General features: G+C 44.6%; 23 protein-coding genes, 1 tRNA gene and 2 pseudogenes. 15 read left to right on the forward strand and 11 right to left on the reverse strand.

What is annotated here, in order from left to right; all coding sequences use genetic code 11:
• The first annotated feature begins 126 nt into the window (after positions 1–126).
• Positions 127–531 carry a peptide-methionine (R)-S-oxide reductase MsrB gene (gene msrB, locus P4S58_RS04205; RefSeq protein ID WP_102968119.1) on the forward strand — a complete coding sequence of 135 codons (405 nt, stop codon included), beginning with the start codon at positions 127–129 and terminating at the stop codon, positions 529–531.
• Between the two features lie 42 nt (positions 532–573).
• Here the strand turns inward: msrB and P4S58_RS04210 are convergent, their stop codons facing one another.
• Positions 574–1395 (reverse strand): DUF2989 domain-containing protein, encoded by an 822-nt coding sequence (locus P4S58_RS04210; protein WP_042486112.1) that lies wholly within the window; start codon positions 1393–1395, stop codon positions 574–576.
• A 192-nt stretch (positions 1396–1587) separates the two neighbouring features.
• On the opposite strand from P4S58_RS04210, the gene P4S58_RS04215 reads away from it, so the two are divergent.
• On the forward strand, positions 1588–1872 hold the full coding sequence (locus P4S58_RS04215; protein ID WP_042486109.1) for a YeaC family protein: 285 nt from the start codon (positions 1588–1590) through the stop codon (positions 1870–1872).
• A gap of 106 nt (positions 1873–1978) precedes the next feature.
• On the opposite strand, the gene ansA is transcribed toward P4S58_RS04215, so the two are convergent.
• Entirely contained in the window at positions 1979–2992 is a 1014-nt protein-coding gene (gene ansA, locus P4S58_RS04220) for an asparaginase (RefSeq protein ID WP_042486106.1), read from the reverse strand.
• A gap of 120 nt (positions 2993–3112) precedes the next feature.
• Positions 3113–4960: a signal peptide peptidase SppA gene (gene sppA, locus P4S58_RS04225; RefSeq protein WP_102968120.1), complete on the reverse strand. Its 1848-nt coding sequence runs from the start codon at positions 4958–4960 to the stop codon at positions 3113–3115.
• Between the two features lie 207 nt (positions 4961–5167).
• On the opposite strand from sppA, the gene P4S58_RS04230 reads away from it, so the two are divergent.
• Positions 5168–7171 (forward strand): NADPH-dependent 2,4-dienoyl-CoA reductase, encoded by a 2004-nt coding sequence (locus P4S58_RS04230; protein ID WP_102962721.1) that lies wholly within the window; start codon positions 5168–5170, stop codon positions 7169–7171.
• A gap of 60 nt (positions 7172–7231) precedes the next feature.
• Here P4S58_RS04230 and purU read toward each other — a convergent pair whose 3' ends face one another.
• Positions 7232–8065, reverse strand: a complete 834-nt coding sequence (gene purU, locus P4S58_RS04235) for a formyltetrahydrofolate deformylase (RefSeq protein ID WP_102968121.1) — start codon at positions 8063–8065, stop codon at positions 7232–7234.
• Between the two features lie 197 nt (positions 8066–8262).
• Between purU and P4S58_RS04240 the strand changes: the two genes are divergently transcribed.
• The 8 genes and pseudogenes from P4S58_RS04240 (at position 8263) to rnd (ending at position 16167) form a co-directional block, all read left to right on the forward strand.
• The gene (locus P4S58_RS04240; RefSeq protein ID WP_042486091.1) at positions 8263–8472 is read left to right on the forward strand and encodes a hypothetical protein; all 210 of its coding nucleotides are present in this window, start codon (positions 8263–8265) and stop codon (positions 8470–8472) included.
• Positions 8473–8631: 159 nt separating this feature from the next.
• Positions 8632–10563: an ATP-dependent DNA helicase gene (locus tag P4S58_RS04245; protein ID WP_102968122.1), complete on the forward strand. Its 1932-nt coding sequence runs from the start codon at positions 8632–8634 to the stop codon at positions 10561–10563.
• An 8-nt stretch (positions 10564–10571) separates the two neighbouring features.
• The gene (gene tsaB / locus P4S58_RS04250) at positions 10572–11273 is read left to right on the forward strand and encodes a tRNA (adenosine(37)-N6)-threonylcarbamoyltransferase complex dimerization subunit type 1 TsaB (RefSeq protein ID WP_102968123.1); all 702 of its coding nucleotides are present in this window, start codon (positions 10572–10574) and stop codon (positions 11271–11273) included.
• Between the two features lie 89 nt (positions 11274–11362).
• Positions 11363–11657 (forward strand): annotated as a pseudogene (locus tag P4S58_RS04255) (chromosome partitioning protein ParA).
• A gap of 37 nt (positions 11658–11694) precedes the next feature.
• On the forward strand, positions 11695–12258 hold the full coding sequence (locus P4S58_RS04260) for a Slp family lipoprotein (RefSeq protein ID WP_102953859.1): 564 nt from the start codon (positions 11695–11697) through the stop codon (positions 12256–12258).
• On the forward strand, positions 12255–13115 hold the full coding sequence (locus P4S58_RS04265) for an alpha/beta fold hydrolase (RefSeq protein WP_102962718.1): 861 nt from the start codon (positions 12255–12257) through the stop codon (positions 13113–13115). The genes P4S58_RS04260 and P4S58_RS04265 overlap by 4 nt, the downstream gene beginning before the upstream one ends.
• 142 nt (positions 13116–13257) lie before the next feature.
• Positions 13258–14946 (forward strand): long-chain-fatty-acid--CoA ligase FadD, encoded by a 1689-nt coding sequence (fadD, locus tag P4S58_RS04270; RefSeq protein WP_102968125.1) that lies wholly within the window; start codon positions 13258–13260, stop codon positions 14944–14946.
• A gap of 103 nt (positions 14947–15049) precedes the next feature.
• Positions 15050–16167 (forward strand): annotated as a pseudogene (gene rnd / locus P4S58_RS04275) (ribonuclease D).
• A gap of 76 nt (positions 16168–16243) precedes the next feature.
• Here the strand turns inward: rnd and minE are convergent.
• The 3 genes from minE to minC are packed head-to-tail and all read right to left on the reverse strand — an operon-like array spanning position 16244 to position 18013.
• Positions 16244–16507, reverse strand: a complete 264-nt coding sequence (minE, locus tag P4S58_RS04280; protein WP_042486075.1) for a cell division topological specificity factor MinE — start codon at positions 16505–16507, stop codon at positions 16244–16246.
• Between the two features lie 9 nt (positions 16508–16516).
• On the reverse strand, positions 16517–17329 hold the full coding sequence (minD, locus tag P4S58_RS04285; RefSeq protein WP_102962716.1) for a septum site-determining protein MinD: 813 nt from the start codon (positions 17327–17329) through the stop codon (positions 16517–16519).
• Between the two features lie 21 nt (positions 17330–17350).
• On the reverse strand, positions 17351–18013 hold the full coding sequence (minC, locus tag P4S58_RS04290) for a septum site-determining protein MinC (protein WP_042486069.1): 663 nt from the start codon (positions 18011–18013) through the stop codon (positions 17351–17353).
• A 191-nt stretch (positions 18014–18204) separates the two neighbouring features.
• Between minC and P4S58_RS04295 the strand changes: the two genes are divergently transcribed.
• Together P4S58_RS04295 and P4S58_RS04300 are read left to right on the forward strand one after the other, a co-directional pair.
• Complete coding sequence (locus P4S58_RS04295) at positions 18205–18486, forward strand: YcgL domain-containing protein (RefSeq protein ID WP_042486066.1); 282 nt, start codon at positions 18205–18207, stop codon at positions 18484–18486.
• A gap of 20 nt (positions 18487–18506) precedes the next feature.
• A complete protein-coding gene (locus P4S58_RS04300; protein ID WP_042486063.1) occupies positions 18507–19478 on the forward strand; it encodes a lytic murein transglycosylase in 972 nt (323 codons plus the stop codon).
• Between the two features lie 67 nt (positions 19479–19545).
• Here P4S58_RS04300 and folD read toward each other — a convergent pair whose 3' ends face one another.
• Positions 19546–20406, reverse strand: a complete 861-nt coding sequence (folD, locus tag P4S58_RS04305; RefSeq protein ID WP_102965506.1) for a bifunctional methylenetetrahydrofolate dehydrogenase/methenyltetrahydrofolate cyclohydrolase FolD — start codon at positions 20404–20406, stop codon at positions 19546–19548.
• A 200-nt stretch (positions 20407–20606) separates the two neighbouring features.
• Here folD and P4S58_RS04310 point away from each other — a divergent pair.
• A tRNA-Arg gene (locus P4S58_RS04310) sits at positions 20607–20683 on the forward strand.
• 736 nt (positions 20684–21419) lie between these two features.
• Positions 21420–22670 carry a dicarboxylate/amino acid:cation symporter gene (locus P4S58_RS04315; RefSeq protein WP_102968126.1) on the forward strand — a complete coding sequence of 417 codons (1251 nt, stop codon included), beginning with the start codon at positions 21420–21422 and terminating at the stop codon, positions 22668–22670.
• A gap of 54 nt (positions 22671–22724) precedes the next feature.
• Here the strand turns inward: P4S58_RS04315 and P4S58_RS04320 are convergent, their stop codons facing one another.
• From P4S58_RS04320 to P4S58_RS04330, 3 genes are all read right to left on the reverse strand, one after another.
• Positions 22725–23645, reverse strand: a complete 921-nt coding sequence (locus tag P4S58_RS04320) for a DMT family transporter (protein WP_102968127.1) — start codon at positions 23643–23645, stop codon at positions 22725–22727.
• Positions 23627–24247, reverse strand: coding sequence for a LysE family translocator (locus tag P4S58_RS04325; RefSeq protein WP_042486858.1), 621 nt, complete (start codon positions 24245–24247; stop codon positions 23627–23629). Before P4S58_RS04325 ends, P4S58_RS04320 begins: the two co-directional genes overlap by 19 nt.
• Before the next feature lie 169 nt (positions 24248–24416).
• Entirely contained in the window at positions 24417–25949 is a 1533-nt protein-coding gene (locus tag P4S58_RS04330) for a bifunctional GNAT family N-acetyltransferase/carbon-nitrogen hydrolase family protein (protein ID WP_102940066.1), read from the reverse strand.
• Positions 25950–25979 lie beyond the last annotated feature (30 nt).

The raw sequence follows: 25979 nt of genomic DNA on the forward strand, positions 1-25979 counted from the left end.
AGGTTATTGATGCTCAAATAACCCGCAATACTATGGTGAAAAAGTATGTGCTACAAAATCATAGGTACGCAAGTTTTTAGCGAAAAAAGTCAAAAATAATTATTACAAAAAAGGAGAAGTCAAAGCGTGGTTGATAAAGCCCAAAATCTTGAGAAGCCTGACGAATACTGGAAAGACCAGTTATCGGAAGAGGAATATTACGTTTGTCGCCAGAGAGGAACTGAAGCGCCTTTCTCTGGCAAGCTACTGCATAACAAACTAACTGGTGATTACCATTGTACTTGCTGCAATGCGCTTTTGTTTAGTTCTGAAAACAAATACGACTCTGGTTGTGGGTGGCCAAGTTTTGATGCGCCTATTAATGATCAGGCCATCCGTTATTTAGAAGATCTAAGTCACGGAATGATAAGAACTGAGATTCGTTGTGCTGCTTGTGGCAGTCATTTAGGTCATGTATTTCCTGATGGTCCACAGACTACAGGTGAACGCTTTTGTGTTAACTCGGTGTCGTTAATTTTCAACAAAAAGTGAAAAAGTTGGTGGCAGACCACCAACTTTTGTTTGATAGCAACATTATTTCAAAGAGTTAGGGACGATGCTTTTTCGGTATTGTCCCTCTTTGATCGACTTAACAACCGTTTCTGCAATATCGTCAAGCTTCTCAAATTTCTCTTCATCAAATCCATACATCAATGCAAGTTCAGACTCGCTGGCGATAGGTACATCATATTCCTTACCGACCATAGCCCAAACATAGGCATGTTCTTTATCACCAGAAGCATGATAGTTGCTCGCCAGTGATTTAAGGATCTCGGTGTTGATATTGTCTGGCTTGCTTAACTCTAAAGCGTGATTAAGTAAGATGATGGTTTTTTCACGGTCTCGCGAGGTATAGAAGGTGGCTAATGCGTACTGTAACTCAGCGGTTTCGAGCTCAGGCTTGCCTTCCAATTGTAAAAACTCACGGCGAGCTTTATGGTCACCCTCTTGGCTCCATAAAAAATAAAGAGACTCTGGTGTGCGTTGGTTACGAAGTTCGGTCGCGATACGCTTTAAATCTTCACCTGCATTCACCAGTGCATTGACTCGTCTTTGCTTGAGATCTGCTTGGTCAATCGCCTGAATTTGAGACGCGAGCTCTAAACATTTTCGGTAAGCACTGGTTAGATTGTACTCTTCAATTTTGTTTACTGGAGTCGGGTCTTTAAGTACTTCGAAGCGATGCCAGATCAGGTCAGTTCTGGGGATACGGCATTGCCCGTCATTAACATTTAGTCTTTCACACTGCAGTGCTGGGTTGTCTGCACAAAGTTTATCGGTGTTCTTTTTATTTTCTAAACACCCAGATAGAGCCAAAGGCAGTGATAAAACGAGAATGGCTTTTATTGTGTTCATATTTTGGCCTGTTGACCTTATTTATAGAGATTCTTTTTTGTAACGGATTGAACTGAATAAATGCAGGAGCTATGCCACATCATGTTAGAAAAATGTTTAGCTTGTGATCCGATACACTTATTTATTTAGCTTGTCTTGACTCAATATGCCAGCAAGTTATTTTGGCGCAAATCGTTAAATTAGGAATGCACCATGGACGCAAATCAACTTGTTGCTGCTATCACACCGGAAGCTTATGAGCGCTTATTGTTTGCTGTTGAAACGGGTAAGTGGCCTGAAGGTACTTCACTTTCTCCAGAGCAGCGAGATTCTTGTATGCAAGCTGTGATGTTGTACCAATCAAAGCACAATAACAACGCTGACCATATGAGCATTGGCGTCGGTGGCGAGATGATCTTTAAATCAAAAGCAGAATTAAAAAAACGTTTTCAAGATAATCAAGAAGATATCGTACGTATTAATCCTAATCACGAGTAGTGGTTTGGGTCGGAAAAAGAAAACCCCGTATGTGAATACGGGGTTTTCTTACTTTATGAGGGTGTTCTTTTAAGCTTAAGCCGCTTTTGACTTTAGCCGTTGTAATTTACAGAGACATTTCGCCACGCAGCACTTGCTGCATCTTTTGCTTCACTTCTTCGTAAGAGAGATTTTGGCTCAATAAGTAGTGAAGTTTTGCCAACGCCGCCTCAGGCGTCATATCGTAACCACTGATAACACCTGCATCAGCAAGTGCACAGCCCGTTGCGTAGCCGCCCATGTTGACTTTACCTGCTAAACATTGGGTTAGGTTTACGACAATAACTCCACGTTCAGAGGCATCTTTTAGCTGTGCCAGTAGTTCTGGATTTTGTGGTGCGTTTCCAACCCCAAAAGTAAGCAGAATCATCGCATTTACGGGTTGCAACAGGGTGTTGCGAATGACCTCGTGAGAGATCCCAGGATACATGGTGATCACGCCGATAGGTTGCGGCGTAATGTGGTGTACGCGGAATTTACCTTCAGGCACCTGACCAATTTGCACGCCGTTGCTGACATGGATATTGATACCCGCTTCGAGCAGTGGTGGAATGTTTGGTGAAGTAAATGCGTTAAAGCCATCTGCATGAGATTTAGTACTGCGGTTACCGCGCATCAAGTGATTGTTGAAGAACAGCGTTACTTCATTAATCGGATAGTTTGCTGCGATGTGCAGTGCGTTCAGCAAGTTGGCCTGACCATCCGAACGTAATTCTGCAAGTGGGATTTGTGAGCCTGTCACAATGACCGGTTTACCTAAGTTCTCCAGCATGAACGACAATGCAGAGGCGGTATAAGCCATAGTGTCAGTGCCATGCAGAATAACGAAACCATCGTATTTGTCGTAGTTGTCTGCAATATCATCAGCGATTTTTTGCCAGTCTTCTGGCGTCATATCTGAAGAGTCAATCAGTGGTTCGTACTCATGAACCGTAAACTCGGGCATTTCGTCACGATGGAATTCTGGCATATTTGCCAATTGCTTTTCCATAAATCCAGCAACAGGAACGTATCCGTGTGAGGATTTCTTCATGCCGATAGTGCCGCCAGTGTAGGCGATATAGATATGTTTTCTTGCCATGATTACAACTACTAAAGGTGGTGGTAAATAGTGTGGCGATTATAACGAAAACGATTGTAATAAAAAGGGGCGCTGTGTATTTAGCGCCCCCTAAACGGAAATTTCGTGCTGCTAGTCTGACTATTGTACTTGGCAGGGCAGACAGAATGCGTATTGTCCTTTTGGATCGTTAAAACCGCTTAGCAGGTTCGCATCGTTAATCAACTGACTTGCTGCCGGTTGAAACGCTGCTGGAACCATACTGGAAACATCCAAACCGAGACTTGCTTTGATCTGTCCAAAGAGATCTTGCAGGATTTGCTGCGCCGGACTTAGCGGATCGGACACCCAGAACAGGTTGTAGTCTTCAACTTTGGCCAGTTCAGCCGCGAGCTTAACGGCGTCATCAAAGTCACCCAATTTATCGATCAAACCAAATTTCTGTGCATCTTGTGCTGTCCAGACTCGACCTTGAGCTACCTGATCAACCTGTTCAACTGACATACCTCTGCTTTCACCCACTAGCGAAATGAAACGGTGGTAACCATGTTCAATGCCCATTTGCAGCGCTTTTTGCGCCCCTTCGTTAAGGCCAGTAGTGATACCAATACCTGAGAATGGTGAAGTACCAACACCATCGGTAGAAATGCCAAGCTTGTTAAGACCTTTTTCAAAAGTCGTAATGACGCTAAAGATACCGATTGAACCGGTTAAGGTCGTTGGCTGAGCAACGATTTTATCTGCGCTCATTGAAATCCAGTAACCGCCGGAAGCCGCTAGGCTCGACATTGAAACAACCACAGGTTTACCTGCTGCTTTTAACGCATCAATTTCGTTACGAATCACTTCGGAAGCAAATGCGCTGCCCCCTGGGCTGTCTACTCGTAAAACCACCGCTTTGACGTTGTTATCATTGCGTGCTTGGCGAAGAAGAGCCGCTGTGCTGTCACCGCCGATGCTACCGCGAGGTTGAGAACCATCCATAATTGTGCCGCTGGCAACCACAATAGCGATATCATCGTTGGTTGCACTCATTTGAGGCGTTACCGTTTGTGCATAGTCGTAATAACTCACAGCGTTGTAGCTGCCTTTACCATCACTGCCAAAGGTTTTAGCAAGCTCAAGGCGAATTTGCTGACGAGTTGCCAATTCATCAACGAGGCCAATGTTCAGTGATAACTGAGCTAAGTCTCCCGATGTTTGTTCAAGAAGAGCAAGAAACTCATCCATGTTTGGCGTTAATGCGTCAGCATCAATGCCTCTGTTGGTGGCAACGTCATCGATGTAAGCTCCCCATAACTGAGTTAACCAACGCGACGCTGATTCACGCGCTGCATCTGACATATCGTCGCGGATGAAGGGTTCAATAGCTGACTTGTATGTGCCGACTCTGAATACGTGAGTGTTGACGTCTAGCTTCTCTAAAAGGGTTTTGTAATACATGTTGTAAGCACTGTAGCCATGTAACAGAACCGCGCCATCAGGAGCCATAAACACTTTATCGGCGTAACTTGCCAAGTAATATTGGCTTTGGTTGTACATGTCGCTCAGAGCAAAAACTGGCTTGCCAGAAGCTTTGAATTCATTAATGGCTTTCGCGATATAGCGCAATTTGGTTAGGTTGGTTTCTGGCATATTACGCAGTGCCAAAACCAAACCAGTAATTTTATCGTCGTCTTTAGCGTGACGAAGTGTTTCGACAATATCGAAGAGCACGTTTTCTTTTGGCAGATCTTTGCCTAACACTGAGCTCGTTACTGAATCCATCGGGCTTAAATAACTGCTTTGCTCAACGATGGGGCCAGATAGGTTGAGCACTAGGGCAGATTTTTTCTCAACCACAGGTGCTGGGGTCTCATAAGCGTAAAGGAAATACACTAACGCGATACTGAGTAGGAAAATGAGGTTGGTAAGAGCGATACGAATGAAAGTGATTAGTTTCCAAATCCCTTTAAAAAGCAGCCCAATAAATCGGAATATTGTTTTCATTGTGTCTCCAGCAATGCCATCGAAATGCTTGTTAATATCACCAAAACAACACCTTGGAATATTAATTAAGTTGCATCGTACGTGATCTAGTATACGCAAACAACCGCAAGATTGATCGGTGTTACAAAAATGTAAACACTTGTTTGATTTTTGTGTGAGTGAGGAATAGTGTGGTCGGAAAACAATAACGATAAAGGTTAACTCTCCATGTACCCAAATCTGCTACAGCCATTGGATTTAGGATTTACTCAGTTAAAAAACCGAGTTTTGATGGGTTCAATGCACACTGGTTTAGAAGACGAAAAAGAAGGTTTACATAAGCTTGCCGCATTTTATGAAGAACGGGCAAAAGGTGGTGTAGGCCTGATTGTTACGGGTGGATACTCGCCAAATCTTCGCGGGCGCTTACATCCTTTTGGTGCCGAGTTTAGTAGTGTGAAACATGCTAAAGCGCATAAAGTGGTGACTGAGGCGGTACATCAACATGGTAGTAAAATTGCGCTGCAACTTCTTCATGCTGGCCGTTATGCCATGCATCCTTTCTCACAGAGCGCATCTGCGATTAAATCTCCAATCAGTAAGTTTGTTCCTAGCGAAATGACTCCGCGTCAGATCCGAAAAACCATTCAAGCCTTTGCCAATAGTGCTGAGTTGGCTCAACTCGCAGGGTACGACGGCGTTGAAGTGATGGGGTCTGAAGGCTACTTGCTAAACCAGTTTATTTGTAAACGCACCAATATGCGTTATGACGACTGGGGTGGTAGTTATCTCAATCGAATCCGTTTCCCGCTTGAAGTGGTGAGAGCCATTCGTGAAGCGGTGGGTGAAGAGTTCATCATCATCTTCCGCTTGTCGATGCTGGATTTGGTTGAGCAAGGCAGTACATTTGAAGAAGTGTTGATGCTGGCTAAAGAGCTCGAAAAGGCAGGCGTGACAATCATCAATACGGGGATTGGCTGGCATGAAGCTCGGATCCCAACCATAGTGACGCAAGTTCCTCGCGCAGCATTCAGTTGGGTAACGGAGAAGATCAAACCTCATTTGTCGATTCCAGTGATTACCTGTAACCGTATCAATACTCCGGAAGAAGCGGAGAGCATTATCTCTTCAGGCAAAGCGGATATGGTTTCGATGGCTCGTCCATTCTTGGCAGACCCAGAATTTGTCAATAAGGCAGAGCAAGGTCGAGCAGCATTTATCAATACTTGTATTGGCTGCAACCAAGCCTGTCTGGATAACGTGTTTAAAGGTAAACGCGCATCGTGCATGGTTAACCCGCGCGCCTGTTACGAAACAGAAATTGTGGTTCAATCTGCAAGCGTTAAGAAGACTGTAGCGGTGATTGGTGCAGGTCCTGCGGGGCTGGCTTGTGCAACGACCTTGGCTGAGCGTGGGCATGATGTTGACTTGTTTGAAAGAAACGATCGCATTGGCGGTCAGTTCAGATTAGCGATGCAAATTCCGGGTAAAGAAGAATTTCGTGAGACGATTCGTTACTTCGCCAACCGTATAGATGAAACAGGCGTGCGTTTGCATTTAAGAACCGAAGCTGATTTCTCTATGTTGTCGGAGTATGACGAAGTCGTAATGGCATCGGGCGTTGAACCGCGTAAAGTCGATATTGCAGGCTTGGAAAACAGCGAAAAAGTGGTGGATTACCAAACGCTGATCCGCGAAAAGACACCAGTAGGCAATAAAGTCGCTATCGTTGGCGCTGGTGGTATTGGTGTTGATGTTGCAAGCATGATCACTGAGCCATCCGATCATGATTTGGATGACTGGTTACATGAATGGGGCATAGACAAAGAGATTACTTACCCTGGAGGTTTGTATCCTTATCCAGATTCACGCAGCGAAACTGAGGTGTGGTTACTGCAGCGCCGCAAAGGTAGCGTCGGTAAAGGGCCGGGCAAAACAACAGGCTGGGTTCACAAACGCACCTTAGAGAAGCGCGGCGTACACATGCTGGGCGGTGTTCAATATCAAGGTATTGATAGCCAAGGTTTTCACATCGGTGTCGATGGTGAATCAAAGCTTCTGGATGTAGATAAAGTGATTATTTGTGCAGGGCAGGTTTCTGTTCGACCATTTGAAGATAAATGGCCTGAACTGTCCGGCAAGCTCCATGTCATTGGTGGTGCTGAACTTGCGGGTGAACTGGACGCGGTACGTGCCATTCGGCAAGGGGTGAAACTGGCGGTGTCTATTTAATCGCTGGTTATCACTAAAGAAAATGGCGCTGATTCAGCGCCATTTATCATTCTCATAAACTTAAAGAATCACAGTCTTGTTGCCGTAGACGAACACGTGGTCATTGATCACTTTGTTCAGAGCTTTGCTTAGAACGTTCTTCTCTACATCACGTCCTGCCTGAGCCATATCTTGTGCACTGAAGGTATGATCCACAGGAATGACATCTTGCTTGATGATTGGGCCTTCATCCAAATCGTTGGTTACAAAGTGAGCCGTTGCACCAATGATCTTCACACCACGCTCATAAGCTTGCTGGTAAGGTTTCGCACCAATAAACGCAGGTAAGAAACTGTGGTGAATGTTAATGATTTTATGGTGAAATTTCTCAACAAATCCCGGAGTCAGAACACGCATGTATTTAGCGAGAACAATATAGTCCGGTTGATATTGTTCGATCACTTCCAACAGCTCTTTTTCATGCTCTTGTCGGTTAAGACCTTCGTGAGATACACAGTGATAAGGGATGTCGAATCTCTCTGTTAAGGTTTGCAGTTTGTCGTAATTACCCACCACTGCTGCGATATCTACATCTAAGCTGCCATCGTAGTTTTTCATCAGAATATCACCCAAGCAATGCGCTTCTTTGGTGACCAGTATCACAATACGCTTACGTGATGAACCGACCAATTTGCGCTTTGCACCTTGAGGTAAAGCTTGGTCTAAGTCTGCCAATAGAGTGTGGTCATTGAAGTAGCCTTCAAGCTCGGTACGCATGAAGAAGTGACCACTGGTATTGTCAACGAACTCATTGTTATGAATGATGTTTAGCTGATGTTTGTAACAGATGTTGGTGATTTTTGAGATAAGTCCTGGAGCATCACTGCAATGCGTTAGGAGAGTTTTCTTTTCCATTAAATACGACTTCCGGGCGTGCAAATTTTTCATTCTTAGAAGAAATAGATTGGCTTGAACGGCAAACCAATTCCGAATTTGGCTTCTATAATTAATCTATTCTCCTAATGGTTTCAACTAATATAACTAGGCTCAGTGAATCCTCGGCTATTGAAAGCGTCTCTTCTGTTGGTACTTGTTTTGCGAAGGTGGTATTTATGGACAAAGAATTACTTGCACGTAAATTGTACGTTGAACGTGTTATTTCATTGATGGGTGATCACAGTGTTGATGACGACATTTTAGAGTTTATGTGGGAGAGCAAAGCGTCACCGGAAGAGGCGGCGAAGGCGATGATGCCTCAAGTTGAGCTAACCTCACTCGAAGTGGGTTCTAAGTGGTTAAATCGCTATTTAAATAGGAAATAGTTCCGCTATGTCAGGTACGGCTTAGTTTCGTACCTGACACATTCTGTTTGGAATGTAAGTGCCTACCAACTCCTTCTCAAAGATCGGGGTTTAACTGCATTCGCTCCCGACCTAAAAACCTGCCATAATCGCGCCAAAGTTATTATTTTTTTGACGTGGATGATCCAAAAAACCTTTTCTCAACAAGGCGCATTAGGCAAAGCCATTCCGGGCTTCCAGCCTCGACAAGCTCAAATCGATATGGCTCAGGCAGTTGCAAAAGCAATTGCTGGCGAATCGCAGTTGGTCGTGGAAGCTGGAACAGGAACCGGTAAAACCTTCGCTTATCTCGTGCCTGCGCTATTAAGCGGAAAGAAAACCATCATCAGCACGGGTTCTAAAAACCTGCAAGAGCAGTTGTTTCACCGTGATCTTCCCTTAATGGTTGATGCTCTAGGCTTTCACGGCAATGTCGCATTGCTCAAAGGTCGTGCTAACTATTTATGTCTAGACCGTCTGAGCAGACAAATGGTTGAAAGCCACACCAATGATGCTGCTGACCCGCAATTGCTCACACAGCTGGTGAAGGTGAGGTCTTGGTCATCAGAGACCAGAAGCGGCGATTTAGGCGAGTGTGATGCACTGCCTGAAGACAGCATGATCATTCCCACCATTACTTCCACCAATGACAGCTGTTTGGGTAAAGAATGCCCGAGCTATACCGATTGCTTCGTTAATAAAGCAAGGCGTAAAGCGATGGATGCCGATATCGTGGTGGTTAACCATCACCTGTTCTTAGCCGATTTAGCGATTAAAGAAACGGGATTTGGTGAACTGATACCAGAAGCGGAAGTGTTTATCTTCGATGAGGCACATCAGTTGCCTGATATTGCCAGCCAATATTTTGGTCAGTCGGTATCGAGCCGACAAATCCAAGATCTCGCTAAAGACATTGAAATTGCTTATCGCACCGAAGCTAAGGATATGCGCCAACTGCAAAAAGTAGGCGATAAACTGGTTCAGTCTGCGGCGGATTTACGCATCGTGCTTGGCGATTCTGGGCACAGAGGTAACTGGCGAGAAGCGATGGCTTCGCCTTCTATTGCTCGTGAAATTGAGCGTGTTAAAGACAGCCTAAACTTTGCAATAGAAGTACTCAAAATTGCTTTAGGGCGTAGCCAGTTATTGGATGCGGCCTTTGAGCGCGCCAACCTGATTAAAGGCCGAATTGAAAGGGTATGTGATGTTTCCATTACGGGTTACTCGTATTGGTTTGATACCACGCCACGTCATTTTAGTTTGCATATTACGCCGCTTTCCGTTGCCGATAAGTTCCACGAACAGATAGAAATGAAGCAAGGGGCGTGGATTTTTACCTCAGCCACGTTGGCAGTGAATGACGACTTCGGCCACTTTACCCATCGTTTAGGATTGCAGCCCGGTGAACAGTTCTCGTTGCCGAGTCCTTTTGATTATCAAAATCAGGCAAAGTTGTGTGTTCCAAGGTATCTGCCAGAGCCAAACAGTCCGGGGCTTGCAGACAAACTGGTACGCATGCTTTCTCCGGTCATTGAACAAAACCAAGGGCGCTGCTTCTTTTTGTGCACCTCACACAGCATGATGCGCGAACTGGGCGAGAAATTCAGAGAAACGCTGACCTTACCAGTATTAATGCAGGGTGAAACCAGCAAGCAAAAAACACTGGCTGAGTTTATGGAGTTAGGCAACGCCTTGTTGGTGGCAACCGGTGCTTTCTGGGAAGGGATTGATGTTAGAGGTGACACATTAAGCTGTGTTATCATCGACAAACTTCCGTTTACCGCTCCAGATGACCCGCTGTTAAAAGCGCGTATTGAAGATTGCCGTTTGCGAGGCGGAGACCCGTTTGCTCAGGTCCAGTTGCCAGATGCGGTAATAACCTTGAAGCAGGGTGTTGGACGACTTATTCGAGACAAGAAAGACAAAGGAGCACTGATCATTTGTGATAATCGATTAGTGACCCGAGACTATGGCGGAATATTCCTTGCCAGTTTGCCTCCTATCCCGCGTACGCGAGATTTGGATATGGTTAAAAGCTTTCTTGCACAATTATCAGAAACAGAAACAATTTAGAGATATTCATGAGCGCAAAAATTCTTGCCTTAGATACAGCGACAGAGCAGTGTTCAGTCGCCTTAATGGTTGGTGAAAAAGTGTATTCCCGCAGTGAGTTTGCACCTCGCGACCATACAAAAAAAATTCTGCCAATGGTGGATGAGGTTCTAAAAGAAGCGGGCTTAGCGCTGAGTGATTTAGACGCGCTCGCTTTCGGGCGTGGTCCGGGTAGCTTTACAGGCGTTCGAATTGGTATCGGAATTGCACAGGGGTTAGCATTCGGTGCGGATTTACCCATGATTGGTGTATCAACGTTAGCGGCAATGGCACAGGGTGCGTACCGTCAACACGGTGTGACTCACGTTGCGAGTGCGATCGACGCACGAATGAGTGAAGTGTATTGGGGCCGTTTTGAGCGTCAAGAAGATGGCAGTTGGGATGAAATCGACGCGGAATGCGTGATTCCACCGTCTGTTTTAGTCGAAGACGTTCAGAAAGATGATAAGACTTGGGCAAAAGTAGGTACAGGTTGGGAAGCTTACGCTGATGATTTGGCAGCGCTGCCACTGAATTTGACCGAGAGTGAAATACTTTACCCAGATTCGCAAGACATTGTTTATCTTGCTCAGTTTGAATGGGCAAAAGGCAATACAACAGCAGTAGAAGACTCTAGCCCAGTGTATTTACGTGACACAGTGGCATGGAAAAAGCTACCGGGACGTGAGTAAGCGTAAGATCGCGGATAAGCTTTGAGTTGAGAACAAGTCACTTGCAAGGGTAAGGATGAAAACCTTACCCCACTTACTGTAGGAGCTTTATGGTTTCAATTAATGGATTGCCCGGCAATGTCTCGAATACCAACCGAACATCCAAGGCAAAAAAACAACGGGGTCAAAAAGGATACTGAAGTTGCGACTAGAGCGACGAAAGTGGCTGAAGCCGTCTCGCACTCTATTCGTCCCGTTGATGAATCTGAAATCCATCGAGCTCAAGTTGAGTACGATTTACCAGAAGGCCGCTCCAGAAAAGCCATGGAAGCTTATATGGATGTGATGAATCGTGCTAAAAGAGAGGAACTAGCCCAGCTGTTAGGGGTCGATATTTATATTTGAACCATTTGCATCTTAAAGCCTAGCCTGAGAGGCCATCATGAAACCATTCACTTTACGCCACTTATTCGCCTTGTCTGCTGTCTTTGTTATTTCCGCCTGTACCTCATTACCAACCGAACTGAACGCTTCCTCAGAAGAAACGGTTATTTCTGATTACAAAACATGGGTGGAATCCGGCACTGCGCAAGGTAGTGAAGTCCGTTTAGGCGGTGTTATCGCCAATATTACCAACCTCAAAGACAAGACCCGTATTGAAGTGGTTAATGTGCCGATTGATAGTGTCGGTAGGCCAAGCGTTAAGGTTGAGCCTCAGGGACGTTTCGTCGGTTACGTGAATGAGTTCTTAGATCCGGTCACTTTCGCAGAAGGTCGATTAGTGACGCTACTCGGCAATACGGCTGAACCTGAAACAGGCAAAGTGGGTGATTTCGAACATCAGTACCCTGTGATGACAGTCAAGGGTTACCACTTGTGGCGAGTCGAAGAGCGCATCATCATGCAAGACAGCGGCCCTTATTTATATCACCATTGCTTAAGTTATTTCTGTCGTGATAGAGATGACATGTATCGTGAAGGCAGAGTAATACAAGAAGTAAAATGATGTTCAAACAGACTCAATACTCAATCCATAGCGGCAGGATAGCCTCAGTGGAATTTGGAGATGCAAAAACGGCCGAAGTATCGGTCGTTTTTATTCATGGCTGGCTAGACAACGCTGCGAGCTTTTTCTCGGTCATGCAAGAGCTGGCAGAGGTTGCGCCTCAGTTACACCTTTGCGCAATCGATTTACCGGGGCATGGCTTATCTGAGCATAAAAATGGCAGCAATTTTTACCCTTTTCACGACTATATCGATGATTTTTGTCAGTTATCGCTTAATTTCTCAGCAAACAAACTGGTGATCGTAGGTCATTCTCTTGGTGCTTTGGTTGCAAGTTGCTATAGTGCCGCCTTTCCTGAACACGTGGACGGATTAATTCAGATTGAAGGCTATGCACCTTTAGCTGAATCAGCTGCCGAAAGCGTTGCAAGAATGCGTCAGGGAGTGATGAGCCGTCAGCGTTTACGCAAGAAGCCACAGCGTGGCTATTACGATATATCACAAGCGATAGAGCGTCGTTCGATGGCTAACAATATTGCTCCTGAGTTGATCGCTCCCATTGTCGAACGGGGTATCAAACAGGTCGATGGTAAATGGCACTGGCGCCATGACGTGAAGTTGAAAAGTGAATCTTTATATCGGATGTCACCGCAACATGCGGTTGAAATTATCAATGCGATTCAATGCCCTCATCGATTAATTCTAGGTGAGCATGGTTTTCAAAGTTTAAAGCAACATCGCAACATTTCGGAGCAAAATAGCCCTGAGACGTTCACTGTTTCTGGTGGTCATCATTGCCATTTAGAACAACCAGAGCAGGTTGCAGAACTAATTTTTGGCGTAGTTAACAAAATTTAAACAAGTGTTTGAGCCTTTTCGTGCTCAAGCACCGAGGCTGTGCTGTAATAAGCGCCATAAAAATAATGGCACGACATAAAGTCAATCCACCATGAGAAGGTCATTGACGACAAATTGCCAGCCAATAACGAGGAGTATTACTGTGGATAAACCTTGGCTTTCACGTTACCCAAGTGAAGTACCAGAGACCATAAATCCAGATCAATATCCATCATTGGTGGAAATGTTCGAACAATCGGTCAATCGATTTGCTGATCAACCTGCTTTCATTAACATGGGCACGGTTATGACTTATCGCAAATTGGAAGAGCGTAGCCGAGCATTTGCTGCGTATCTGCAAAACGATTTGAAATTAAAGAAAGGCGATCGCGTAGCGCTAATGATGCCAAACCTTTTGCAATATCCGGTTGCGTTGTTCGGTATTTTACGTGCGGGTCTTATCGCAGTTAATGTGAACCCTCTTTACACTCCTCGCGAGCTAGAACATCAGCTAAATGATGCAGACGCACGAGCGATCGTTATTGTTTCTAACTTTGCCAGCACGCTAGAAAAAATCGTTGCGAATACACAAGTTAAACATGTGGTTCTGACCAGCCTTGGTCAGATGTTGCCACGTGCAAAAGGCACAGTGGTTGATTTCGTAGTGAAGTACGTAAAAGGGATGGTACCGAAGTATCATCTTCCTGGTGCGATTTCTATGCGTAAGGCGCTGCATAAAGGTCGTCGTCAGCAGTATGTGAAACCTTTTATGGTGGGTGATGATATTGCTTTCCTTCAATATACCGGTGGTACTACGGGTGTAGCGAAAGGAGCAGTGCTGACACATAGAAATATGATTGCCAATGTCTTGCAGGCAAAAGGTGCCTACGGTGCGGTATTGCGTGAAGGGCGTGAATTAGTGGTTACGGCGCTGCCGCTTTATCACGTATTCGCGTTAACCGTGAACTGCCTGCTGTTTATTGAGATGGGCGGCAACAACTTGCTCATTACCAACCCGAGAGACATTCCGGGTTTCGTGAAAGAGCTACAAAGAACATCTGCGACCGCTATTACTGGGGTAAACACCCTGTTTAATGCGTTGGTGAACAATGAAGATTTCCATGAGTTGGACTTCAGCAATCTGAAATTGTCTGTTGGTGGCGGTATGGCTGTACAGCGCGCTGTTGCTGAAAAGTGGAAAAAGATCACCGGCATCCATTTGCTCGAAGGTTACGGTTTAACAGAATGTTCCCCATTGGTTACTGGCAACCCTCATAACCTCACTGAATATACAGGTGCGATTGGTTTACCTGTACCTTCAACGGAAGTTCGTATCGTTGATGATGAAGGTAACGTATTGCCAAATGATCAAGTGGGTGAGCTGCAAGTGCGTGGTCCGCAGGTCATGCAAGGTTACTGGCAACGTCCTGAAGCGACCAAAGAAGTGTTGGATGAAGATGGCTGGTTATCTACAGGTGATATCGTAAGATTTGACGAAAATTACTTACTGCATATTGTTGACCGTAAGAAAGACATGATTCTGGTTTCAGGCTTTAACGTTTATCCGAATGAAATTGAAGATGTGGTTGCTCTGCATGGAAAAGTTCTTGAAGTGGCCGCGATTGGTCAGGCTCATGAAATTTCAGGTGAAGTAGTGAAGATTTTCGTGGTTAAACGTGACCCAAGCTTAACCAAAGAAGATGTCATTGAGCACTGTCGTGAATACTTAACAGGCTACAAAGTACCTAAGTTAGTGGAGTTCAGAGATGAACTACCAAAAACTAACGTTGGTAAGATTCTACGTCGAGTATTGCGTGAAGAGAACGACTCAGCTTTAGCTAAAAGTGCGTAACCTTATATTTAATGATGTTACAATGCCGACCTAAACCGTCGGCATTTTTGTTCCCATGGAAATCATGCTGATGCCGAAAAGGGAAACTCATAGTGAGCCATTTGTGAATTATCAGATTATTACCCAGTTTAACGAACTAGAGCGTGTGTGCTTATTAGCACGAGACGCCGATGTTGTTATGCTCGATACCGAATTTGTTCGTACCCGTACTTTTTTCCGCAGTTAGGGCTTATCCAACTGTTTGACGGAGAAAGTCTATCCTTGATTGATCCGCTTACAATGGACGATATGTCGCCATTTACCGAATTACTCAAAGATACCTCCGTTCTGAAAGTGCTTCATGCCTGTGGTGAAGATTTGGAAGTATTTCAGAATGCCTTCGGTTGTGTACCATTTCCAATGGTTGATACCCAAGTGATGGCCGCTTTTCTCGGTTACGGCCTTTCAACAGGCTTTGCTTCTTTGGTGAAGGATCTGCTGGATATTGAGCTAGATAAAAGTGAATCTCGCACTGACTGGCTGGCTCGTCCTTTATCACAAAAGCAGCTTGATTACGCCGCAGCGGATGTTTTCTATTTACAGCCAATGTATGAGCAACTGCTAGAGAAAGTGACTCAAGCTGGCTGGTGGGATGCCGCGCAGCAGGAATCTGAATTGCTGGTAGAGAAGCGCATTAAGTCAGTCAATCCTGATAATGTGTATTTAGAGATCAAAGGCGCATGGCAGCTTAGCCCTAAAGAGCTAGCTATCTTAAAACCGCTGGCAACGTGGCGTTATCAGGAAGCGGTGAAACGCGATTTAGCCTTGAATTTTGTGGTGCGTGAAAATGAGCTGCTGACTATTGCTCGTCTGGCACTGCGCAGTTCTAAACGTATGATCGAAGAGGGTGTAGATCCACACGCTGTTCGTCGTCATAGCACTAAGCTGATTCAAATCGTGAAAGATGCAATGCAAACTCCGGAAGATTACTATCCAGAGAAGATCGTCCCTCTGATGGATTATCCAGGTTATAAGCAACTGTTTAAGAAGCTCAAAGATGAAGTGAAGGCGGTGTCTCAATCAACAGGTCTTGCAACGGAATTCTTGGCATCGAAAAAACAGCTGAATCAACTATTAAGTTGGGTCTGGAATAACGAGCGTGATCCAGAGCATCTTCCTGATGTGATGAGTGGATGGCGTCTTCCTATTCTTGGAGAACGTTTAGATAAGCTGGTGAATTAAGCGTGTAGCGCTTTTGCGAATAGAAATGAAACAGCCGACAGTGAAGTGTCGGCTGTTTTTTTATGATAATCGCGAATTATTTTTCGTCGTCTGGAAGCTTAACGTTCAGCTCTAGCACTGAAATATCATCATCTTTATGTTCGAAAGAGAGCTCGACCATTGATGGGTCTATTGCCACGTATTTTGCAATCACTTGAAGAATGTCTTCTTTCAGCTGTGGCAAATAGGTTGGCGCAGGATCATTCTGGCTACGACGTTCTGCCACGATGATCTGTAAACGTTCCTTCGCTAAACTTGCGGATGTTTTTTTCTGTGGTTTGAAAAATTCAAGTAAAGACATAGTCGCTGTTTAGCCCCCAAAAAGTCGTTTAAAGATGCCTTTCTTCGGCTCGGTTAGGAAACGGAATTCGATTTCTTCGCCAAGTAGGCGTGATACGGTGTCATCGTATGCCTGACCAGCATCAGACTGCTCGTCGAAAATAACTGGAACACCTTTGTTTGATGCGTTCAGTACTGCTTGGCTCTCAGGAATAACACCCAATAGAGGCACATGCAAAATTTCTTCAACGTCTTGTACGCTAAGCATTTCGCCTTGATTAACTCGTGTTGGGTTGTAACGTGTCAAAAGCAGGTGCTGCTTAATAGGATCCATACCTTGTTCTGCGCGCAGTGACTTAGAATCTAGAATGCCAAGAATACGGTCTGAGTCGCGAACAGAAGAGACTTCTGGGTTAGTCGTCACAATCGCTTCATCTGCATAGTAAAGTGCCATCAAAGCACCTTGCTCAATACCTGCTGGAGAGTCACAAATGATGAAGTCAAAGCCCATTTCTTTTAACTCATCGAATACGCGTTGCACACCATCTTTGGTCAACGCATCTTTATCGCGAGTTTGAGAAGCAGGAAGAATGAACAGGTTCTCGTTACGTTTGTCTTTGATCAGGGCTTGGTTCAGCGTCGCTTCACCATTGATAACGTTGACGAAGTCATACACAACGCGACGTTCACAGCCCATAATCAAATCAAGATTACGCAAGCCGATATCAAAATCGATAACCGCTGTCTTTTTACCTTTTAAAGCCAAGCCTGACGCAATCGCTGCGCTAGATGTGGTTTTACCCACACCACCTTTACCCGACGTTACGACAATAATGCGTGCCATTTTTATAATTTCCTTTAAAACTTAAATTGCGAGAGATTCGAACAGGAGTGAGTCATCATTCATACTCAGCATGACTTTCTGCTGCCAAAACTCACTTTCAATCTGATCGCTAAGCCAATAATTCCCAGCAATGGAGACTAGCTCAGCTTGTAAATCGTGACAAATAATACGTGCTTCTTTTTGACCGCTCGCACCTGCGATAGCGCGTCCACGCAGAGTGCCGTGAATATGAATGGAACCATCGGCAATCACTTCAGCACCCGCGCTGACATGGTTAAGAATCACCAAGTCGCCATCTTTGGCATACACTTGCTGACCGGAGCGAATAGGGGTGCGAACCACTTTGGTTGGTGCCATTTTCGCTGGCGCGTTAGTTGGGCTGTTACTGGCGGTCATCACGGCAAAACCCGCTTCAGACGCGAGCGTTTGGCTGCGTTTATCTTTGCAGCCGGAAATACCAACAGGAATTAAGTTTGCCTCGCTGATACCGTTTTTCAGTTGCACAAAATCGATGTCTCCGTCGACTTTAGCAATATTGATAACAACGGGAGCATTTGCAAAAAATGCAGGCGCTTGCGCGATTTTTTGTTTGAGAAAATCTATAGTGTTGGTGATGTGATTGTCAGAAAGGTGTAAAACTGACAAAGTAAAACTACTACCTTTTAGGTCAGGTGTATTAGACATTGAAACGTTGACCTCATAAACTCTTGGCTAGGCGTTGCCTGAGACTAGGGTTGTCATGTTATATTCAGCGCCCATGCGCAGCAAGTTATCTTGCGGTTAATTAAGTGATTTGGTCGCATTTTTATCGAATCTTGACCATTTCTAGACAAAACTCGTCATTAGTACGTGTTATTTACAATAAAAGGCTCATCATGCTTTGTTCTATCTACAAAAGTCCTAAGAAAGAAGGCACCTATCTCTATATTCCAAAAAGAGATGATTTCTCACAGATCCCAGAAGCGCTGATGCAAACATTCGGTAAACCGATATTTGTGATGTTGGTTAATCTGGAATCACGCCAATTAGCTCAGGTAAATGTGGAAAAAGTCAAAGCATCGCTGGATGAACAAGGTTTCTTCTTGCAATTGCCGCCACCACCAGAGAATCTATTAGAACAACATAAAGAAAGAAAAGCTCAGAACAATCCTGAGTGAGAATGCTCAAGGAGGCTAGGTTGAGAAAATTATTATCAGTGGTTTTGGGGTTAAGTCTTTCTGCGCCCGTATTGTCGAACGAATTGAGTTTCGAACAGTATGTCGAAGGACTGAAACAACAAGCCCGCGAAGAAGGTATTTCAGAGCAGATTCTTCAGTCAGCTTTTACCAACGTAGAATACAAGCCTCGTGCAGTTGTTGCTGACCGTAATCAGCCAGAGAAAAAGAAAACGCTGGATGAATATATTCCAAGTGCTGTGCCGGATTGGAAAGTAAAACAAGCTCGTGCCTTGTATGAAAAACATTACAAAGAGTTGAGCCGCATTGGCGAACAATACGGTGTTCAGCCTCGTTTCATTGTTGCCTTGTGGGGTGTGGAAAGTAATTTCGGTGCCAATATGGGGCGCTTTAGCGTTATTGATGCTCTATCAACCATGGCCTACGAAGGCCGACGTGAAGAGTTCTTCCGAAAAGAGACCATGGCTGCGCTGCAAATTCTTCAGCAAGGTCACATTAAACCTGATGCTATGAAAGGCTCTTGGGCTGGCGCAATGGGGCAATGTCAGTTTATGCCAAGTTCATTCTTAGCCTTTGCTGCCGATGGTAACAGTGATGGTAAGAAAGATATTTGGGGCAGTAAGTCGGATGTGTTTGCTTCAACGGCGAATTATCTGAGCCAGTCTGGTTGGGATGATAAATACACTTGGGGTCGCCAAGTCAAAGTGCCTCATGGTTTAGATAAAAACCTTGAAGGACGTCAGCCAGAGAAAGGCAAATACTTACGCGAATGGAACGAGCTGGGTATTACTCGATATGACGGCAAGCCACTTCCAGCCCTCAGCGATGATATTAAAGCGTGGCTGATTATGCCTGATGACGAAGACGGTCGTACGTATTTGGTTTACAACAACTACAACGTGTTGATGAAATGGAACCGTTCATACTACTTTGCGTTAGCGGTCAGCCATTTGGCGGATAGAATCGTGTATTAGTCTTAATCGACATGCATTGAAAATAGAAAAGGGCTCTTAGAGCCCTTTTTCGTATCTATTTGGTTACTTATTTTTTGGTGTGGAATTGTTCACACGCAATCATAGTATTCTCAATCAAACTTGCTACCGTCATCGGGCCTACACCACCCGGTACCGGTGTAATAAAGCTTGCATTGCTGCGAGCCACATCGTACTCAACGTCGCCCACCAGTTTGCCACTCTCTAGTCGGTTGATACCGACATCGACCACCACAGCACCTTCTTTGATCCAAGCGCCCGGAATGAAGTTTGGTTTACCCACAGCGACAACTAAGATATCCGCTTGGCGAACATGACCTTCAAGATCCTTAGTGAATCGGTGACAGGTCGTTGTTGTACAACCAGCAAGTAACAGCTCCAGTGTCATTGGGCGGCCAACGATGTTTGATGCGCCAACAACAACGGCGTGTTTACCGCGCATAGGGATGTTGTAACGGTCTAAAAGGGTGATGATACCTTTTGGTGTACATGAACGCAGTTTTGGAATGCGTTGAGCCAAACGTCCAACGTTGTATGGGTGGAAGCCATCCACGTCTTTTTCTGGGTGAATACGCTCTAGTACGTGAGTTGAATCGATGCCAGCTGGTAGAGGAAGCTGAACAAGAATGCCATCGATTTCTGGGTCTTGGTTAAGTTGATCAACCAAATCCAATAGTTCTGTTTCTGAAGCCGTTGCTGGTAAGTCGTAAGACTTAGAAATAAAGCCCACTTCCTCACAAGCGCGTCGCTTACTGCCAACATAAACTTGTGATGCAGGGTCTTCACCCACAAGCACTACTGCTAGTCCCGGAGCACGTAATCCAGCTTCTGTTCTAGCTTTTACTCGTGCTGCAACTTCTGAACGCACGGTTTTAGAAATAAGTGTTCCATCAATATTTTGAGCAGTCATGACTTTCCTTCACATTTAGAGCGAAAATTTTTGCGCGCATTGTCGCAGAAATTTTGATGAACATCTATAAGCAAACGTTTGCTTTGGTTTATTTTTCGGCGTTAGTGGGTTGAGTGGTAAATTTTTAGGCATTTAAATCAGAAACTAAGATAAAGCCGTTGATTTACCATCTTTAACTCGTATAATCCTTTCCCTGTAGCGCGCCCTTAGCTCAGCTGGATAGAGCACCTGCCTTCTAAGCAGGTGGTCACAGGTTCGAATCCTGTAGGGCGTGCCATTATTTTAGACCTCGGCATGTTAACTCTGTCGGGGTTTTTTATTTGTCTATATCTCATCTCTCTTTTCCTTCAGTGTCAATGGACTATCGCTAGTTACGGATTTTTTAAATCTGTCTTATTCTCAGTGACCATATTTATAGTGCTACCTTTTCCTCTATAACTGAAACCGAACTCCTTTGTTTTAAATGCGTGAGAGATTTGACGTATAAATTTAGGGAGGGATGTTTTCAATTGTGATGACGACTAAACCAAGTGAGCTGTTCTTTAGTGTTTTTCACTGCTTGTGGGTGCTGAAACGTGTTCAATCGAAAGTGTTGGTCGTAACTTCTTAAATATCAATGAATAGTATCAATTGTATTTCGTTGTTCATGGAGAGAGTCGAATCTATGTGGGTTTGTAAAGAGTCACAAGCCTAAATGTTATAAGAAGTCAGACCTGTTATTTATTAAACGTCATCGATTCCGTGACGGTTTTTATTGAGTCATCTTACCTTGTCGTTAGTCTCTGTGTTTGAATTTAACTCCTTGAAATTTATTGGTAAATTATTTTTACGATTAGAGTGTTTAGTGAGGGTTAGTAGTTTTCTGAAATCAAGTCCTCGTTAAGTAATCATTCATTCTAAAAATGACGTTGAGTTTGGCTATTTATACCTATTTACCTCACTTCTCTTTTGTTGTGTAATCCGGCCTTTGATTTTTTTATTTTCACTAGCACTTTTAAGAAACAAGGAATGAGATGAATACGCAAGTACAATCGCAACCCAAAGGGTTTTGGTCTGGTCTAGCACTGTGGAAAAAAATATTGATAGGTATGGTTGCAGGTCTCGTGGTCGGTACCATCATGGGACCTAGCGCTGCCATATTGAAACCTATTGGGACACTTTTTATCAACGCGATTAAAATGTTGATTGTCCCTCTGGTCTTTTGCTCACTTATTGTTGGCATCACCTCAATGAAGGACACTCGTAAGATGGGACGCATTGGTGTAAAAGCTATCGCTCTTTATATGGGTACAACGGCAGTGGCTATTGCAATCGGTATGGGGCTTTCTTCAATATTGGAACCGGGTGCTGGTCTAAATATGGTTGCAAAGAACCTAGAAGACAGTGGCAAAGCGGCTCCAGAACTTGTTCAGACGCTATTGGCGATGATCCCGCAAAACCCTGTGAACGCAATGGCGGCAGGTAATATTTTGCAAATTATTGTATTCGCTGTTGGTCTGGGTGTTTCTTTAGTTTTAGTTGGGGAAAAAGGCGAGCCCGCAGTCAAAATTTTTGAAAGCCTAGCTGAAGCGATGTATAAACTCACTGAAATTGTGATGACACTGGCTCCTTACGGTATTTTTGGCCTGATGGCTTGGGTTGCAGGCACATATGGCTTAGATGTACTTCTGCCTTTGATTAAAGTGATTGCGGCGGTATACATTGGCGCGTTAATTCACATTCTCGTTTTTTACTCTGGTTTACTGAGTATTTTAGGCCGCTTAAATCCTATCAACTACTTGCGCAGTATTACTAATCCAGCAGCCGTTGCGTTTACCACTTCTAGTAGTTCAGGTACTTTACCAGCCACTATCAAAGCATCTCGTGAAGAATTGGGTGTTTCTGAAGGCGTATCAAGCTTCGTGCTTCCTCTGGGTGCAACTATCAATATGGATGGTACTGCTTTGTACCAAGGCGTTTGTGCTCTATTTATTGCACAAGCGTTTGGCATTGATCTTGAAACATCAGACTACTTAACCATTATCCTAACGGCGACTTTAGCCTCTATTGGTACCGCGGGTGTTCCAGGTGCTGGCCTCATAATGCTGTCTCTAGTGTTGAGCACTGTTGGCCTGCCAATTGAAGGTTTAGCGATTGTTGCAGGTATTGACCGTATTCTTGATATGGCGCGTACGACAATCAATATCTGCGGTGACATGATGGTTGCTGTACTGGTGGCGAAGAGTGAAGGTGAACTAAGCGAAGAGACTTATCACGCTTCTTAAGTTCATTATTGTTGTGTAATAAAGAGCCAGCGGAGTGATTCGCTGGCTCTTTTTCTAGCTAAGAATAACTCCAAGGAAAATCAATATTATTCCCCAAAGGTGATAAATCTGAACAAACTCTCCGAGAAATATGGCAGAGAGCATAGCGCCAAACACTGGGATCAAGTGAACGGAAAGGCTGGCTTTCGCTGGACCAAGCAGTTTCACGCATTGCATATAAAGCAAGAAGGCACCTATAGAAGGGAAAATGCCGATATAGAGCAAGCTCATAATGGAGTGTGCGTTCCAAACCGGATATTGACCTGAATACACTTCCCATAAATAAAACGGCAACAGAGCCAGTATCGCCAATATCATTTGCACTGACATCAAACCGAGTCGATTGATACTCGGGGGCAATTGTTTAAGGCCGATGGTGTATATCGCCCAACAAACCATGGCTAAGAAAATAATAAAATCACCATGGTTGATGTTGAGTGCGAGAAGGTTGTTCCAGTCGCCAGCACTAACGATCGTCAGTATGCCGCATAGGGAAAGAGTAATCCCCAGACACAGCCGCCAAGTTATCGCGAGGCCAAAAAACAGAGCACCAAAGATGCTGATCAGAATAGGAATAAAGGCGTTCAGTAAAGTGCCGTTGGTTGCGGGTGTGGATTGCAAACCAAGATAGATAAATGAGTTAAACGCGGCAAAGCCTGTAATCGAGGTGAGCAGTGTTAAACGCCACTGCTCAATATAGAGCCTCCATTCCTTAAAAATGTACTTATAAGAAAAAGGCAGCAATAAGATGCTTGCCAGAACCCAACGGCTGAATGAAAGGGTTACTGGCGGAATTTCATCGCGAACCGCACGACCGACAATAAAATTGCCCGCCCAGAAAAGCGGTGGCAGCAGGAAGAAAAACACGATCACCGCTCGCGATTCAGAAAGTTTTCTGACGCCCGTATTTATACGACCTAACTCAAAAATAGCCATATACCGACACCCATCATTAGCGTTCCCGAAATACGGTTCATAAGTTTCACGTTTTGAGTTTTTCCAAGTGCGCGTTTCAGACCTTTACCGCCAGTTGCGTAAAGCGTCATACACACAAACTCGGACACAAGAATAATGGATACCAGAAAAATAAGTTGTGGTGTCAGGCTGATGGATTGGTCGATGAATGGTGGTAACAAAGAGATCATAAAAGCCCACCCCTTAGGGTTAGCAATAGCGGTAATAAAACCTTGAGCTGTCAACTCCCAGTTGCTGCCTTTATATGATTCTTCACTATCAACATTTAATGCAAGTTTGCCTCTTGAAAGCCACATTTGCACGCCGAGGTAAAAAAGATAGCAAGCACCGATAGATTTGAAGACGGTGAATAGCCAAGGGTAGGTAAGCATGACCGCTGCAATACCCACAACCGCTGAAACCGCGACAACAGCTACCCCTACCAATTCTCCTGCCATCATCCAAAGCGTACGCTTGTAACCGATGGTCATACCCAAAGTGAGTGCAAGTGTCATACACATACCCGGGGTGATAGAAACGAAGAAAAAAGTAGGAATAAACATTCCTAACAACGCGGTATTCATAGAGATATCCATATCTTGAAAGTAGGAGAATAACAATAAGCGTAGAGCGTATGACGATCAATATTTGTTTGATGTGGTTCGCAGAAAAATTAGGCTTAAATTGAGATTCAAACAAAAACGCACAGTAGTTACTGTGCGCTTCGAAGTTCTAATGAGCAGTATTCACTGACTAGGACTTAGGTTGTGTGAATCCGCCGTAGAGATCCATTCTGCGATGGCGAAGATTAGTTACCGAACCTTCGGTATTCAGTTGCTTGAGCTTATCTAAATCGACATCAGCAAAGATGATCATCTCGGTATTGGGGCTGGCTTCAGTGATAGTCGCATCGTGCGGGAAATAGACGTCAGATGGAGAAAATACTGCAGATTGTGCGTATTGAATATCGACGTTATCCACGCGTGGTAAGTTACCGACACTACCACCAATGGCCACGTAGCACTCATTCTCAATAGCTCTAGCTTGTGAGCACAGGCGAACCCGCTGATAGCCGTTTTTAGTATCAGTCCAGAAAGGAACAAAGATGATTTGTACATCCTGTTCTGCCATCATTCTGCCCAGCTCCGGGAATTCGCTGTCGTAACAAATCAGAATGCCGACACGTCCTGCGTCAGTTTCAAACACCTGTACTTTGTCACCACCGTCGATAACCCAATCTCGTTTTTCATGCGGAGTGATGTGGATTTTACTCTGTTCATCAATGGTACCGTCACGATGAAGCAAATAAGCAACGTTGTAGAGAATGCCATCTTCCAACACAGGCATACTGCCCGCAATGATGTTGATGTTGTAAGTAACGGCCAACTCAGAAAAACGCAGTTTAATTTCTTCACTGAATGACGCAAGAAAACGAATGGCCTCTACCGTATTTTGATCGTTTTTAAGTCCCATTAATGGGGCGTTGAAAAATTCAGGGAAGAGGGCGAAATCGGCTTTGTAGTTGGAAAGAGAATCAACAAAGAATTCTGCTTGATCCATTAAGTCTTCCACGCTGGTTACTGCGCGCATTTGCCACTGGACAATACCGATTCTGACCAGCGTTTTTTCAATGTCGTGAATGGAGATAATATCGTCTTCATAAAAGAAGTTGTCCCATTCCAACAAGGTGGCGTAACCGCGTGAGCTGTCATCTTCTGGCAGGTAATGACGCATGATACGTTTAACATCAAAATCATTAGAAAGCTGGAAAGAGAGAATTGGGTCGTGGATTTCGCGGCGTTTGATTTTCTCTATGTACTCGGTCACTGGCATGGTATTGGCGTAAGCACCGTATCCGGGAATTCTTCCGCCAGCGAGAATCGCTTTCAAATTTGTACTACGACAAAGCTCTTTGCGAGCCGCATATAAGCGCCGCCCTAAACGCAGACCACGATAGTCAGGATGCACAAACACATCTAGTCCGTAGAGCGCATCACCGTTGGCTTTGTGTTGAATAACATTATTTTCGTTGACTATGTCTGTATAGACATGGGGGAGAGAGAAGCGGTTGTAATCGACTTTGATTGTGAGAGCGGCGCCGATGATTTTGCCGTCATCTTCGATACAAATTTGTCCATCCGGAAACTGGTGAATCAAATCCATAATTGTCATGCGTGGCCAAGCTCCGCCCACGTCATGAAAAACTAAATCCATTAGCTCTGCTAATTCTGGATAGTCGCTTTTTTCAATCACGCGCAGCGTTAGGCGCGGCGTTGGATTTCTCATTCATCCTTATCCTTCTATTGCTGTCCTTTT

Source organism: Vibrio sp. Hal054, from assembly GCF_037162405.1.
In the GTDB taxonomy this organism is placed as follows: domain Bacteria; phylum Pseudomonadota; class Gammaproteobacteria; order Enterobacterales; family Vibrionaceae; genus Vibrio; species Vibrio diazotrophicus.

What these genes read in the sequence shown, in the direction of transcription:
- ansA (WP_042486106.1), bottom strand. Translation starts at nt 2,992, where the DNA reads ATGGCAAGAAAACATATCTATATCGCCTACACTGGCGGCACTATCGGC.
- P4S58_RS04245 (WP_102968122.1), top strand. Translation starts at nt 8,632, where the DNA reads ATGATCCAAAAAACCTTTTCTCAACAAGGCGCATTAGGCAAAGCCATT.
- P4S58_RS04295 (WP_042486066.1), top strand. Translation starts at nt 18,205, where the DNA reads ATGCTTTGTTCTATCTACAAAAGTCCTAAGAAAGAAGGCACCTATCTC.
- P4S58_RS04230 (WP_102962721.1), top strand. Translation starts at nt 5,168, where the DNA reads ATGTACCCAAATCTGCTACAGCCATTGGATTTAGGATTTACTCAGTTA.
- P4S58_RS04215 (WP_042486109.1), top strand. Translation starts at nt 1,588, where the DNA reads ATGGACGCAAATCAACTTGTTGCTGCTATCACACCGGAAGCTTATGAG.
- minC (WP_042486069.1), bottom strand. Translation starts at nt 18,013, where the DNA reads ATGTCTAATACACCTGACCTAAAAGGTAGTAGTTTTACTTTGTCAGTT.
- tsaB (WP_102968123.1), top strand. Translation starts at nt 10,572, where the DNA reads ATGAGCGCAAAAATTCTTGCCTTAGATACAGCGACAGAGCAGTGTTCA.
- folD (WP_102965506.1), bottom strand. Translation starts at nt 20,406, where the DNA reads ATGACTGCTCAAAATATTGATGGAACACTTATTTCTAAAACCGTGCGT.
- P4S58_RS04210 (WP_042486112.1), bottom strand. Translation starts at nt 1,395, where the DNA reads ATGAACACAATAAAAGCCATTCTCGTTTTATCACTGCCTTTGGCTCTA.
- minE (WP_042486075.1), bottom strand. Translation starts at nt 16,507, where the DNA reads ATGTCTTTACTTGAATTTTTCAAACCACAGAAAAAAACATCCGCAAGT.
- P4S58_RS04240 (WP_042486091.1), top strand. Translation starts at nt 8,263, where the DNA reads ATGGACAAAGAATTACTTGCACGTAAATTGTACGTTGAACGTGTTATT.
- P4S58_RS04260 (WP_102953859.1), top strand. Translation starts at nt 11,695, where the DNA reads ATGAAACCATTCACTTTACGCCACTTATTCGCCTTGTCTGCTGTCTTT.
- purU (WP_102968121.1), bottom strand. Translation starts at nt 8,065, where the DNA reads ATGGAAAAGAAAACTCTCCTAACGCATTGCAGTGATGCTCCAGGACTT.
- P4S58_RS04330 (WP_102940066.1), bottom strand. Translation starts at nt 25,949, where the DNA reads ATGAGAAATCCAACGCCGCGCCTAACGCTGCGCGTGATTGAAAAAAGC.
- P4S58_RS04265 (WP_102962718.1), top strand. Translation starts at nt 12,255, where the DNA reads ATGATGTTCAAACAGACTCAATACTCAATCCATAGCGGCAGGATAGCC.
- minD (WP_102962716.1), bottom strand. Translation starts at nt 17,329, where the DNA reads ATGGCACGCATTATTGTCGTAACGTCGGGTAAAGGTGGTGTGGGTAAA.
- P4S58_RS04325 (WP_042486858.1), bottom strand. Translation starts at nt 24,247, where the DNA reads ATGAATACCGCGTTGTTAGGAATGTTTATTCCTACTTTTTTCTTCGTT.
- sppA (WP_102968120.1), bottom strand. Translation starts at nt 4,960, where the DNA reads ATGAAAACAATATTCCGATTTATTGGGCTGCTTTTTAAAGGGATTTGG.
- P4S58_RS04315 (WP_102968126.1), top strand. Translation starts at nt 21,420, where the DNA reads ATGAATACGCAAGTACAATCGCAACCCAAAGGGTTTTGGTCTGGTCTA.
- P4S58_RS04320 (WP_102968127.1), bottom strand. Translation starts at nt 23,645, where the DNA reads ATGGCTATTTTTGAGTTAGGTCGTATAAATACGGGCGTCAGAAAACTT.